General features: G+C 43.3%; 12 protein-coding genes. 5 read left to right on the top strand and 7 right to left on the bottom strand.

From position 1 onward, the window contains the following. The 3 genes from ACEW9J_RS12970 to ACEW9J_RS12960 all read right to left on the bottom strand — a co-directional run. Window positions 1-1,056 (bottom strand): N-acetylmuramoyl-L-alanine amidase (locus ACEW9J_RS12970; protein ID WP_373545535.1); only part of this gene is annotated, 1,056 nt, incomplete at its 3' end. Between the two features lie 688 nt (window positions 1,057-1,744). Continuing rightward, a complete protein-coding gene (locus ACEW9J_RS12965) occupies window positions 1,745-3,088 on the bottom strand; it encodes a ParM/StbA family protein (protein ID WP_373545534.1) in 1,344 nt (447 codons plus the stop codon). A gap of 29 nt (window positions 3,089-3,117) precedes the next feature. Continuing rightward, entirely contained in the window at window positions 3,118-3,456 is a 339-nt protein-coding gene (locus ACEW9J_RS12960) for a hypothetical protein (RefSeq protein WP_373545533.1), read from the bottom strand. A 384-nt stretch (window positions 3,457-3,840) separates the two neighbouring features. On the opposite strand from ACEW9J_RS12960, the gene mobV reads away from it, so the two are divergent. Continuing rightward, on the top strand, window positions 3,841-5,583 hold the full coding sequence (gene mobV, locus ACEW9J_RS12955; RefSeq protein WP_373545532.1) for a MobV family relaxase: 1,743 nt from the start codon (window positions 3,841-3,843) through the stop codon (window positions 5,581-5,583). Between the two features lie 143 nt (window positions 5,584-5,726). Here mobV and ACEW9J_RS12950 read toward each other — a convergent pair whose 3' ends face one another. Together ACEW9J_RS12950 and ACEW9J_RS12945 are read right to left on the bottom strand one after the other, a co-directional pair. Continuing rightward, the gene (locus tag ACEW9J_RS12950; protein ID WP_373545531.1) at window positions 5,727-6,836 is read right to left on the bottom strand and encodes a hypothetical protein; all 1,110 of its coding nucleotides are present in this window, start codon (window positions 6,834-6,836) and stop codon (window positions 5,727-5,729) included. A 169-nt stretch (window positions 6,837-7,005) separates the two neighbouring features. After that, window positions 7,006-7,857 carry a TIGR01548 family HAD-type hydrolase gene (locus tag ACEW9J_RS12945; protein ID WP_373545530.1) on the bottom strand — a complete coding sequence of 284 codons (852 nt, stop codon included), beginning with the start codon at window positions 7,855-7,857 and terminating at the stop codon, window positions 7,006-7,008. Window positions 7,858-8,393: 536 nt separating this feature from the next. Between ACEW9J_RS12945 and ACEW9J_RS12940 the strand changes: the two genes are divergently transcribed. Together ACEW9J_RS12940 and ACEW9J_RS12935 are read left to right on the top strand one after the other, a co-directional pair. Then, window positions 8,394-8,744, top strand: coding sequence for a 30S ribosomal protein PSRP-3 (locus ACEW9J_RS12940; protein WP_373545529.1), 351 nt, complete (start codon window positions 8,394-8,396; stop codon window positions 8,742-8,744). A 169-nt stretch (window positions 8,745-8,913) separates the two neighbouring features. Then, window positions 8,914-9,045, top strand: a complete 132-nt coding sequence (locus ACEW9J_RS12935) for a hypothetical protein (RefSeq protein WP_373545528.1) — start codon at window positions 8,914-8,916, stop codon at window positions 9,043-9,045. A 46-nt stretch (window positions 9,046-9,091) separates the two neighbouring features. Here ACEW9J_RS12935 and coaE read toward each other — a convergent pair whose 3' ends face one another. Then, window positions 9,092-9,697, bottom strand: a complete 606-nt coding sequence (gene coaE / locus ACEW9J_RS12930) for a dephospho-CoA kinase (RefSeq protein WP_373545536.1) — start codon at window positions 9,695-9,697, stop codon at window positions 9,092-9,094. A gap of 201 nt (window positions 9,698-9,898) precedes the next feature. Between coaE and ACEW9J_RS12925 the strand changes: the two genes are divergently transcribed. Continuing rightward, window positions 9,899-11,143 (top strand): DUF2252 domain-containing protein, encoded by a 1,245-nt coding sequence (locus tag ACEW9J_RS12925; RefSeq protein ID WP_373545527.1) that lies wholly within the window; start codon window positions 9,899-9,901, stop codon window positions 11,141-11,143. A gap of 11 nt (window positions 11,144-11,154) precedes the next feature. Next, complete coding sequence (locus tag ACEW9J_RS12920; protein ID WP_373545526.1) at window positions 11,155-12,537, top strand: hypothetical protein; 1,383 nt, start codon at window positions 11,155-11,157, stop codon at window positions 12,535-12,537. 57 nt (window positions 12,538-12,594) lie between these two features. Here the strand turns inward: ACEW9J_RS12920 and ACEW9J_RS12915 are convergent, their stop codons facing one another. Further along, on the bottom strand, window positions 12,595-12,924 hold the full coding sequence (locus tag ACEW9J_RS12915) for a hypothetical protein (protein ID WP_373545525.1): 330 nt from the start codon (window positions 12,922-12,924) through the stop codon (window positions 12,595-12,597). Window positions 12,925-13,084: the final 160 nt, after the last annotated feature.

Raw genomic sequence — 13,084 nt, 5'->3', positions numbered from 1 at the left:
GGGATTGATATCGGTAGTTCTCGTCATCACTACATTCGCACCTCGATCGATCAATGCCCGTTGGAGGTATTCAGACATCTGCATATTCACGGTTTTTTCCAGATAGGTATTACCGTAGGCTCTGCCCACCGCGCCGGAATCGATGCCCCCATGTCCGGAATCGACTACTACAGTCAAGCCGCTGAGAGGCTTCTGGGGATTGCGACTCAGTTGGGGCGGATTGCGGAGGGTAATTACTAAACTATTATTGCGATATGCGGTTTGATAGCCCCATTGCTGCTGGGCGCGCAGTTGCAGGTTAATTTGCACTCGATCGCTAGTGGGGGCTTGCCAGCTAGCTGTAGCAATGCCCGTGCTAGGTAGGGTGATAAACTTATTCGCCGCCCATTGTAGGGGTTGGGCGGTGGGGCTGGTAGGGCTAGGCGATGAGGTTATACTACCAATTGCTAGCGATTGGGATGTAGGCGCGGGGGTTTTGACAAGTGGAGACGCAGCGGTTGTGAGTGCTGGCGGTAGGTTTAATTGGGAGATTTTACCCGTAGTGTTGTAGAGGGTGATGCCGAAGCCGCGATCGTTTTGTTGGATCTCGAAGGGTACGGGGGCAGATAGAGGCAAGACTAATTCGGTTTTGGCTGTGTCGGCTCGAACATCAGCACTGGCAATCGTCGCTTGTGTGGGTACGGGCGCGGTTAAAATACTCAGGGCAGATGCTTCGATCCACGCGCCGTAGTCTAACTGATACCAAGGTACGATCTTTTTGAATCGATCGGGGCCTGTCGTTTGGGCGACAATGCGGGCGCGAGTACCTTGGGGCAATGGTGTGACTCGTTTGCAATCGTCGTGTGCTCCAGTGCGAGCGATGCCAGATTCAATCGCTACTTCCCCGATCGAGATATTGCTAGGATCGATATCTGTAACTGGGTAAATGGTTTCTTGACACACGCTCGGCTGCGACTGGGCGATGACGATCGCATTCCCCCGATCGACCGAAACCAGCACTAGCGATAAACTAATCAAAAATAAACTGGCGATCGCCATCCAAGATCTCAGCTTCATGTACTAATATAGGGTCGAGGTTTTAACCCTGTAGTTTACCGCAGATCGATAGCTTAAATAGTGACTAAAGGATCGGTCGATCGATCGACCAGGGCAACCGCACATGAATCTTAACGCACCATATCTAGTGCCACTGAAATGCTTGCAACCCCAGCATGAGTATATATACTTCGCAATAAGCCTAAGTTGATGCGAATTTTCGCAACAATAGACTCAAAATAGGTGCTTATTGCAATATTAAGAAACGTGTGCGGTTGCCCTGGTCGATCGACTGGATGGCACCAGCGATCGCATTCAGGCTAAAAGTGCCCAACGCGCCAAAAATGTAAGTTTAGCCATTACATCAACCGTCTATGTATTGCATAGACGGTTGATCGCTTCAGTAAAGTTCGTTTTTCCTAGATTTTCAGACAGTGCAGAAAGTCTACATTTTACACTTCAATTTTATGATAAATACTAGTCGGCTAAAAGTACATAACGCACAAAAAATGTAAGTTTAGCGGAAACCGACATCAATTTGGAGTACTACGCCGCACTCCAAATTGATGTAATTTTTATATCGTATATCAATAATCTATAAATACTCTAGCATGTTGATAATATTGCAAAGCCTAAATCTGAAATCTTTGCAGGGTATAGGTTTCAGATTTAGGCTTGTGATAATGCCCATTCGTAATCTCTTCACCCGCTATTTCATGATCTTGAACAACCCATAGACATCCTCAAAACGTTCGAGCTGGGTTTCCATGTACTTATCCTCGTCGCACAGATAATGCTTATACTGATTTTTGTATGGCTCCATACCCTTGAACTCGATCGTACTTACCTCTACGTTACGTCTATATATTTCACCGTCATAATCTAATTCAATTGGAATAGCTATACTTTTTCGCACCTCTCCTTTTTCCGCTAAAAACGAATATATATCATCGCCGAGATACTTAGCTGTCCCCCCAGCAATGCAGATTAACTGTGGACGAGCAGGCAACCTTTCACTAATCCAATCTTTCAGCCTTTTGACATATTTCTTTCTTTTATCCGCCTGCACTTTTTTGATTTTAGTATCTTGATAATCACGATCCTTGCCGTCACAATTGATTAGGTGATAAAATCGCTTTTCGTAACTATCGGCAAGCTCAGTAAGCTTCAAAGTATCTTTTTGGAGGTGTTTTTGGCAATACGCTAATTTTTCACGACTGTCACTTATTATTAGCTCCTGATCTGGCGGGTCAAATTGGCTTGCGATTTTTTCTTGTGCCAAAATTTTAGCTTTGATTTCTTCTGTCTGATAATTGTATACTTCTATTTGTCGATTATAGTATTTTAGATCATCATCTATTCTAAAACATACAGGCTCAATCAAGTCTTCAATCTTGATACTTGTCTCAGATGAAATATCAAACAAATAATCATGAAAACCGATTAGCTCTGTGTATGGGCGATCGGGCTTTCCGCGATTAGTATCAAACATACTAATGTTCCGATACCCCATCATAATAGTGACGATCGAATCATATTCTTTCAGCTCCAAATCTTGGGCATTCAAAAAGCCGTATCCTTCGGGATATATCAGAAAACCCTTTAGTTCAATTTTAGCTTTTCCACTGGGAAATTCTAAGTTCTTAACCGAAGATTTAACGTTTTTCATTATAATCGGTGCATCGCCCAGTTCGGCGGGGGGGAGCAATAAACTCAATTCCAACGTAAATTCCAACGGAATTTCCAATGTCTGAATCGCCATCCCAATTGCGGCGAAAATTTTCGCAGTGGCAGTAGTAAACTTTGGGGGCTTAATCAATTGTTGGGCACCGTATCGTTTAGCTAAACTACCCACTGCGTAGTAATTCTTACCCGATTTGAGCCAAAGATTCTCTTTGTCAAAATTCGCATCTCTGATCAATTTTTTAGGCTCGTCAATCTCGGTGACATACGGCGGAATCAAAAAGGCATAGGGTTCATGCCCATTGACGGAGCAAACAACTTTTATTCCACTCGCGCCAGTATCTACCGCAATCTTCACAACATTATCCATTTGTTTATACCTTAATTAACTTAATTACCTTAATTACCACTAAATCCGAATATGCCAAAATTCGAGTTTTCAGAATTAGAATCCTCATCATCTTCTTCAACGACAGACTTTTTACTCCTTGGGTTTTGGGCTAGTGGCGGTTCTGGCTGTGAATTATCTGCACTATTATGCCCCAGTTTTATTTGCTGATATCGCCGCATTACCTTGATTTGCTTTTCTAAATCCGCGATCGAACGCTCAAATGCAAACTCAACATCTTGTGGATCTACTCCATCCTGTTCCGCCAGGGCAAAAGGGTATAACTGTGTCGTAGTTGCAGCTAGTATTTGCCCCTTGGCATCCTTTCCCCTCAGATAATTCGCGAGCACTATTTGTTCATTCGTGTTGTCTAAAAATTCAATCCGTAATACACTCTTAGATTTAATCCTCGTCATCGTTTTTTTTCGGGGGGTTTTCGAGTGACTGCCAAATAACTGTCTACTCCCAATCTAACTGTTTGATTGCAATTAGTTGACCGTAAGAATACGGATGTTTGATTTTTTGTTCAGGGTTGTGATTGTTGTTTGACTGATGTTTGACTGATGTTTGGCATCATCATCTGCACCCGCGATGATGGCTTTTCCATGCGAAACGGGAAGAATAATCGTAGATAGTGTACTCATTACACCTTTTTTGCCCTACGGGACGCTATCGCTCAAAAAAGATTCCCTTCGCCCTGCGGTGCTGTCCCCTCGCTTCGTTCTTAATCCTTTATGCCATACGCCATCGCTCGGATTGCCAAACTCAAACAGTCGAATATCGGTGGGAGTGGGATGCACGTCTCTCGGACGCGGCTAACTCCAAATGCCGATCGATCTAAATTGGTTGACAACCAAACTTTGATTCACAATCACGATCGGGATTTACCTTTGAGTGAGGTCGTTCAAAATAAGATCCACTCGGTCAAACAGCAACGCAAAATTAGAACTGATGCCGTTCATTGTGTCGAAATTCTGTTAACAGCTAGTCCCGAATACTTCCGGCCTGACGATCCGAGTCAGTATGGCTACTATCAAGCAGATAAGTTGGATAACTGGAGAAGAGTTAGTCAGCAATGGTTGCAGCAAGAGTATGGCGATCGGATTGTGCGGGCTGAGTTGCATCTAGATGAAGCGACTCCCCACATCCATGCTTATTTGGTGCCGACCGATGAAGCTGGTCAGTTGAATTGCAAGAAGTTGTTTGGCGGTCGAGCAAAGATGTTTGCCTTTCAAGATTCCTATGCAGCAGCGACCAAGCATTTGGGTTTGGAACGTGGGGTGCGGGATAGTCAAGCAGAACATACCACAGTTAAGGAATACTATGCGGTTGTCAATGCTGCCAGTAGTGAGCTAGAGCTAGAAAATCTTCAGGTATTGCGGACCAAGGCTGCTGCGTATGAGTGGATGAAACGGGAGCAGATAGAGTTAGAAAAAAGGCTGAAGTTATTGGCAACACAACGGGATCTAATAGCGATGGAACTCCAAAAAACTCAGGAGTCGATCGCGGCAAAAGCAAAGATTGATCGGGCGATAGCTGACCAGAATCCGTTGCTATCGATCGCTCAGGTTGCTGTTGAACTTCAGCTCGATTCTCGTGAACTCAGCCCATCGATGGGGATTATCGATCTGGTGGCGGCAACCCGCACAACTAATTTAGGTGGGGCTTTAGGTTGGCTGAATGAAAAGTTTGGTGCGGCAGCAACTGCTCAGTTACTTACTCATTCTGCTCAGAAGATTTCGCATCTTCCGCAGCATTACTTTATCGCCCCAGGCTCGGTGAAATCTGAGTGGGGTGATGTGCGGAAGTGTCTGACTGATGATTGCTTGCTGCCAGCTAAATTAGTCGATCGTCTCTATGATGATGGTCTGATTTATTCAGATGAGGGTAGGCGGTTGATTTGTTTGCACAAGGATTTTGAAGGCAATGTAACTGGGGCGACGGCGATCGATCCGAAGATCGATCGGCAACAGGGGGAGTTAGTTGATGGTTCTAGCTTGACTGGTGGATTTTATTATTTTGAAGATAATGCTCAGGTTGATGCCCAGCGTTTGGTCATAACGAAAGATCCGATCGATGCGATGGCTTACTCAATCGTTAACGATCCAGATTGTCCGACTTTATATCTAGCAACCCACGATGGTAGATGGATTCCTGCCGATAAGTTTGGAAATATTGAGGTGGTGGTTGCAGCCAATTTGGAATTATTCAATTTGCCGCCACAGGCACAACGACACTTACCCAAAGGGAAAAATTGGATTGCCGATTTGAAAACTTTGACTGAATCTCTCCTTGACATCAATACCGAGTTTCCTTCAGTTGTTACGTCACTACACCCAGAACAATCCCCATCAGCAATGATTGCCCAAATCGAAGAACAACAATACTTAGATCGTGAGACTGGTGAGCGGACAACGCAGCAGCAATCATCCCCTCAATCAACTCCGCGAAAACAAAGAACGATGAGAGAACAATAGAGTTATCATCCTTTCACAGTTCTTGGAATTTTTGAAGAGTACCCCTAACGGAATTTAGTAGGTCATTTACATTGCTGTTAATCGACCTCTGGGATTAACAAATTAGATCGGGGGACTGAAATCAGTTTTTTTGTGAACAGTTGTCACTTCGTCAATCGATCGAATAACTTCCGATGGTGCCGCTCGTTCATCCAGTGTAAGTAAACTCGCTCGAACATCACCTGACTGTGACCCATCCATTTGGCAGCAGTAGCACTATCAATCCCGCCAAGAATGAGCTGGATCGCGTGAAAATGCCTAAGTGTATAGCATTCAACGTCTAATCCTAATCGTTTGAATTGACGGGTCGGTATGTAGCCTCTACCTCTAGCAGTACTAGATGTATTCGTAGGAACTTCAAATTGGGCTAACTCAAAACGATCGAACCATTCGACTGGATAGGGATAAGTAACACGAGTTTTATTGGTTTTATTTGCTCTAACGACTAGCTCATGATATTTATCTTTGTCGAGTCTAGAAGTATCTAAATTCCATAATTCGCCTGGTCTTATCCCATAAGTTGCACACATTCCAAGGGATCTAGCCCAGATCGGGTCTTTTTCTTTGAGAAAGTCAAACCATTCAACAACTCGATCGAGTTCGGGTATATCTCGCGGCTCTAGAGGCTCACTCATCGAATAAGTACCTTTAATCTCGCGAATTGGTTTGCGATTCAGTTCAGCATATTCTGCTAGTCTACCTAGTGCATTACACCACCTGACACGAGTTCGAGTATCCGGTTTAGATCCATTGGCAATCGCTGATTTGAGTCTGTCGATACTAATTGCTTTATCCAGATCGATCTTCTCAAATATTGCGCCATAGTCTGTTCGATAATTCAACTCTGCATCTTTAGTACGCTCTTTTTTTGTCCAGTGTTTTCGCTCAAATTCTGCTACCCATTGTCCGATAGTCACAATCTTAGGAATTGGAGGTGCAACTGCGATCGGTTGCTCGATCTGCCACCTGAATTCTCCCAAAGCTAACTTCATCCCAATTTCTCGTGCCTTGGTTACGGCAATCGAGATTAAATGGGCACTAGCATCTAAATTGAGTGCGTACCGATATTGCGAGGAACCTCCACCAGTCTTAGAAGGGAAAGTTCCTCGCAGGTATATTTTTTTACCTTGTCGAACGATTCTAATTGGTAGTCCACTTATCTCCTTTTTATCATTTGCACGGACGATCGCTTTATCTACTTCTTGAAAATCCATGCCTATTTCATGCCTAATAAAACTTGCCCAACTTTACAATTATTGCACAATCTGTGAAATCAGAAAAATAGACAAAGATTGCTAGTCAAGGGTTTAGGCTACTTTTTAATCCTGCGGCGGCTTTGAATACAGCCTGGATTGATGGACTCATAATCCGCGAGCGGAAGCTCTAGACAGGTTCGATTCCTGTACCTTGGATTAGGAGTGAATTAATTAGTTCGGGAGTTAATTCCTGGACGTTATCGATCGCCACTGTCGCACCTGCTTGGATCAAGCTGTGGCGATAGCCGTCAACTTGTGATGCTTCCGCGAGGATGTGTGGCGGTAATACTCCTACAGCAATGAAGTCTCGATGTGGTTGTTGGGTTCGAGCGTTCAAAATCGTGTGCATATCGGCAACGGTATCGCCAACATAGAAGATTGGTAGAGAATCAATTCGTTGGCGGAGCCTCTCTGTTCGCGCAGCGTCCCGAAGGGAAAGAGAATCGTGTTTGGCTCCCAATTGAGCAACCACCATCAATAAGCCTTCTGGCTCTGGTTTACCTGGAGCATCTTCCATCGCGACTAAAATAGGTGCAGTTAAACCCAATCTCCGTTCTAGGATATAAGTAGCAGATCCGCGCGTAGCCCCGCTAAAAAAGCCCCAGGGGATGTTTGCAGCGGTTAATGAGCCAAAGTATTCCAGACTCGCTAGGAGTGGCTCGTCGCAGATATAGCCATTCCAATTGACTGGATCTGTACCGCGATATTTGGTTTGAAAATAGGCGACAATTCTTTCGTAATCTAGCTTTAACTCAGATCGAGTTTGTCCCTGTTGCTCAAAGTAGCGATAAATTAGCTCCTGTGAGCCTTCCCAATCGTTATTCCAGATGCCTTCACCCTTGAGCTTGTCGATCTCGATCGCGCTAGGACGATAGGCTCCATTAGTAAACTCCAATACTGTATCTGCCAAGGCGCGACGGTAGGAATTGCCCACGTCCCGAATTACCCCATCGATATCAAATACTACGATCGCGCTCATCTCAATCCTGCCACTAAATCAATTCAAAATTTACCACATCACAGCCAGCTAAGATCGTCAACAGCCGATTACTCAGATCTTGCACCAAAACAAGATTACTAGTAACGAGAGGGTAGAGAGTAGAGAGTAGAGGGTAGAGGGTAGCGATAATGATGATCGGGAGATCGGCTCGGAGGAATACCAATTAGAGCTACTCCCTTCCCACCCAAGAAATAGACAGCGCAGTTCACTATCCACCATTCACCATCCACCCACTACCCTAGGATCTAATTCTTCACAGGTTCGGGAGTAAAATCGTCGGCGTAGACGCGCCGCGAGGTAATCGACCAGCAATTCTCATTTTAAAACTTTTGTACTATAAATTATAGTTTAAGCTGGCGATCGATAAACCAATTGTGGTCGTTACAGCCAGCTCAATCGATTAAGAATAGTAGGTTTATTTCCATAATGAGAATTGCTGGTAATCGACCGATCTAAACAGTTGTTAGCAAAGAGATGATACAATGATGGATTGTGTGCCAAAACAGTAAGCAAATATGACCGAAACCGAAACCGAAACTTTAATCGCCGAAACCATCCCTGTAACGTTATCCAAGTTTATCTTAAAAGTTTTATGGTTGGATGAAAACGTTGCCTTAGCTGTAGACCAAGTAGTTGGCAAAGGGTTGAGTCCCCTCACAGCTTATTTTTTCTGGCCGCGTAATGATGCGTGGGAACAACTAAAAGCTGAATTAGAAGCCAAGCACTGGATTGCTGAAATCGATCGGGTGGCAATTCTCAATCAGGCTACTGAAGTAATTAATTATTGGCAAGAAGAAGGTAAAGGTCGTCCCTTACCTGAAGCTCAACTCAAGTTTCCTGAAGTTATCTTCACTGGTAGTAATTAATTTCGTTCCCTGCTTTGCCTCTCCCCTGGGGAGTCGGTTGCAGGGTGGTTTCATACACCAGAAGAAAAATCTCTGAGTTCACTTCAGTGAACTTTTGCTATTAGCCCGAAATTTATTTCAGGGCGGTTGAAGACTAAGCACCAGGGTTTAAGCATTTTTATTTTCTTGTATGAAACCACCCTGCCCCTGGGGAGTCGGTTGGGGATTGGGTGATGTCGTGAGTTTATCGCAGGATACTGAGTATTTAGCCGATTGGATAACTCAACCCATCGCCCGATCGCTTGTTGGCAATGCAGGGTAGCTCGATTGTCAAGAGCGAATATTTGCAACCCTAGTCTAATTTGACGCTAGCAAGGTAGTAACTTCCTGTCAATCTGCCGTTCCAAGTCGGTAAGACTTGTGGAGTTATCCAAATTAAAGTCTGCTAGGTTGATTTTATCAGTCAGAGACATTTGGCTGTGGATGCGGTTGTTGGCTTGTGTCTCGCTCAGACGATCGCGTGTCATTATCCGGTTTAATTGAGTGATGCGATCGCAACTAACTACCCAAATTTCTGTAACTAAATCGGTCATTTTTGCTTCAAATAGTAATGGAATCGCCAGTACAGCAGTGCTATCTGGAGCAAGGCGATCGATCTCTATTTCAAAGCAATTCCTTACATAGGGATGGATTTGAGCTGACAACCACTGACGCTCATTTAGATCGCTAAAAACAATCTCGCCCAATCGATGGCGATCGAGTGTGCCATCTGGTTGTAGGATCTTAGCACCATAACGTTGACCGATCGCTTCTAAAATTTGCGAATCATTCGTTACAGCCGATCGAGCGTAGAGATCGGCATCCCAAATAGGCAAGTGATACCGTGTCTGCAAGTAGTCAGTAACGGTGCTTTTTCCAGTACCGATGCCGCCAGTAATTCCAATTAAGCGCATGGTGGATAGTCTCACATGGATCGAAACAAAGTTACTAGTATTGAGAGGGTAGAGGGTAGAGGGTAGTTTTCAGGCAATAATTGCTAGTTTGGAGCACATTGCCCAATCAACTGTCAACTCTCAACTATTTACAGATATTTTTACTACTGCAAATATTTGTGCTAGGCTGTTTAGCTATGGTTTTTAAAATCTATCTAGGCGATAATTTGGAGAGGTAATAGTGTGGTAAATCGGGATGATGGACACAGATCCTCCGACGTGCGAGATATCTGGAAATTAATTCAAGCATTCGATCGACAGCGCAATCCAAAGATATTAACCCAAAAGTATATCAAAATGCGTAAGAATGCTTTTGGTTTTTTTCGGGGGACATGTCATTTATTTTATCGCGATTTACCTAAGGAGTGGGAGCTAAATCTCGCACCATTTGTTTGGATCTGTGGTGATTTACATTTAGAAAATTTTGGGACATATAAGGGTGAAAATTCTTTAGGGGAGCTACGCCAACGTCAAGTTTATTTTGGTATTAATGATTTTGATGAGGGGGTACTTGCTCCTTGTACCTGGGATATTACTCGTTTAGTCACAAGTATTTTTTTAGCAGCAGATAGTTTGGGATGCAATCGATCCGATCTCAATCAATTAGCCCAAGTTTATCTTACTAGTTATACAAATACTTTGATTAAGGGGAGAATTAGAGGGATAGCTGAAGACAATACCAGCGGGATTGTAGCAGATTTAATTAAAAATTCAAGTCAGCGCAAACGCATCGATCTATTAAATGAACGCACAGAATTAAATGGCGATCGTCAGCTTAAATTTGATGGTGCAAAAATATTAAAAATTAGTACTCAACGACAGCAAGAAGTTATTAGGGCGATCGATAATTGGGCACAGTCTCAAGCAAGTCCAGCATTTTTTAAAGTTTTAGATGTGGGATTTCGAGTTGCAGGGATGGGTAGTTTAGGAGTGGATCGATACATCATATTAGTAGCAGGTAAAGGTTCCCCCGACAGAAATTATTTACTCGATTTCAAGCAACAGTCAGCTTCTGCATTAGAGCCATATTTGACGCGAGTTCAACCTCAATGGAAGAATCAGGCAATCCGCGTTATGAATGCTCAACAAATAGTTCAATCGGCAGTACCAGCACTATTAGCTGCTATTGAATTTAGTGGTACTAGTTATCTACTCAGAGAACTCCAACCAACCGAGGATAAAATTACCTTCAATGGTAGAATTAGTTTGTCTCAACTAGCAAAACTCGTCGATACGCTCGGTGAAGTGACTGCTTCTGCACATCTTCATGGTAGTAGTAAATTTGGGGCAGCAGTAGTTCAAGATCTGATAAATTTTGGACGTAATTTAGAGTGGCAGCCAGAGGTGCTAATTTATGCCGATTTTTATGCTCGGCAAGTGCAGCTAGATTATCAAGATTTTTGCAAAGCTACTCAAGATCTATATTAATTAAATTTAGCGTGAAATATTTGAGATTATTAATTGGGATTGGCTCGATTGCCCTGACTGCTTGTACTCGCACCCCCACATCGACACCCGATCTTTCTCCCCAGTCAGTTATTACTCCAGCACCGACAATTTCGCCCCCATCAGCTATTACTCCAGCACCAACAATTTATCCCCAGTCAGCTATTACTCTAGCACAGACAATTTATCCCCAGTCAGTTATTACTCCAGCACCAACAATTTCGCCCTCATCAATTGGTGCTAGGGCTACTCCAATCGTCCCACCTCCGGCGATAATTCCTAATGTTGTACCGTCACCAGCTCCAGGCATTATCGTCCCACCACTGCCCGCTCAGGTAGGTGATTATCAAGTAATTAATGAGTTAAAGCAACCTCAATTTATGGCGCAGAGTCGCGATATTTTGAGAGCCGCTAGTCTCCCCCCTGCGAAGGTAAATTTCAATGCAGCAGATTTGCTGATAGTTTTGAAAAGTACTCGTAAATACTTTAGTAATCGATTGGATAGCGATCTAGATCTTCAGCGCGAGGGGATTTTGGGGACTCAAGGAGTCAAGGTTACGGATATTCTGAAAACACTAGATTTTATGGTGTTAACTCTCCAACAAGATATCAAAGCTAAACGATCGATCCGGCTCCAAGATCCTAAGTTTTTAAATACCAACTTTCGATCGATCCAATGGACGGCGTTTAATCCCACCGCTATGGATGAAAAACGAGTACGGATGACCAAGTATGCTGTATTTACCCATCCTGGTTCTCGCACTCCTACCAAAGAGTTTAATGCTGGACTCTACGCGCTCAAACCAGATACCGATGTTGAGACAATTCGGATCAAATATACTAAACAAGATGTTTTAACTAATATCTATGAACCAAAAGGGATCGAATTTGGGACAGTAGAACCTTTAGCTTATCTCGATCGCGAGGGGTTAGAATCAGCATTGATGCAAGGGACGATCTTAATTAAATTTATCGACGGCACATCGAGATTTTTTAATGTCGATCGCCATAATAATATACCCTTTATCAAAGGGTTGAATCCTACCGAACAGAAACGATACTGGTATTTTAAACCAGTGACTGCAATTAAAGGATTTGGACAAACTATCGAGACTAAAATATCGCTCAAGCCAGGGGTGACTTTTGCTGGAGATGTTTTGAATATTGGCTTAGGGAGAATTGTAGTTACCGAAAACTCGATCGATGGTAAACCACAACTGCACATGGGAATTATTGCCGATACAGGTGGGGCATTTTTACCCAATTTACATCAGTTAGATTTCTTGGCAGGTGTATTTGATAGCAAGGATGATTTTAATGCCTACATTCGCAAGTTACCAGAATATACCAAAGCATATATTCTAGTAAAAAGGTAAGAGCGATAGTTAGTTTGGGATGGCGATTGAGGAGATCCATTCTCGATCGATCTTATCTTAATATCGTTTGAAGAATCGCCAAACTGATAGAGCTAAAGAGAAAAGATAAGCTAGTCCCTTCGCCAATTGCCATGGACTCCAGAATTTAAAGCGGGGATTAGCTTCGAGCAGTTTTTGCAGCTCTATAGTTGCGGCAAGTTGAAATCCCGATCGATCTGTTCGATCGTGAAGTACTACCTGTAGCTTTGGCCCTAACTTTTCCAGAATCTTTGGTGGTGGAATTACGATATTTTGGTCGGCACAACCAGGCAGGAAACTCATCATCAGTACTGTCTGCGATCTAGAGTCAGCTTGAGAACGACCATGCCACACAGTTCGTGTGAACAACCAAATATCTCCTTTCTTCTAACCCACATTCCGCACTTCAGATTTTACGACAATAAATTCATAGCCAAAATTAACTGAGAATTATATTTACGACATTTGCGACATCAAAAATACAATAAAATGAGCATGACAATTTCTAGTCTTTGCCTATCTTCAAAAA

Origin of the sequence: Chamaesiphon sp. (genome assembly GCF_041737865.1) — a bacterium.
Lineage (GTDB): Bacteria > Cyanobacteriota > Cyanobacteriia > Cyanobacteriales > Chamaesiphonaceae > Chamaesiphon.
The sequence above is the reverse complement of the archived record's forward strand: the minus strand, read 5'-3'. Positions and strand labels throughout refer to the sequence as shown.

What these genes read in the sequence shown, in the direction of transcription:
- ACEW9J_RS12965 (WP_373545534.1), bottom strand. Translation starts at nt 3,088, where the DNA reads ATGGATAATGTTGTGAAGATTGCGGTAGATACTGGCGCGAGTGGAATA.
- mobV (WP_373545532.1), top strand. Translation starts at nt 3,841, where the DNA reads ATGCCATACGCCATCGCTCGGATTGCCAAACTCAAACAGTCGAATATC.
- ACEW9J_RS12950 (WP_373545531.1), bottom strand. Translation starts at nt 6,836, where the DNA reads ATGGATTTTCAAGAAGTAGATAAAGCGATCGTCCGTGCAAATGATAAA.
- ACEW9J_RS12945 (WP_373545530.1), bottom strand. Translation starts at nt 7,857, where the DNA reads ATGAGCGCGATCGTAGTATTTGATATCGATGGGGTAATTCGGGACGTG.
- ACEW9J_RS12940 (WP_373545529.1), top strand. Translation starts at nt 8,394, where the DNA reads ATGACCGAAACCGAAACCGAAACTTTAATCGCCGAAACCATCCCTGTA.
- ACEW9J_RS12935 (WP_373545528.1), top strand. Translation starts at nt 8,914, where the DNA reads ATGAAACCACCCTGCCCCTGGGGAGTCGGTTGGGGATTGGGTGATGTC.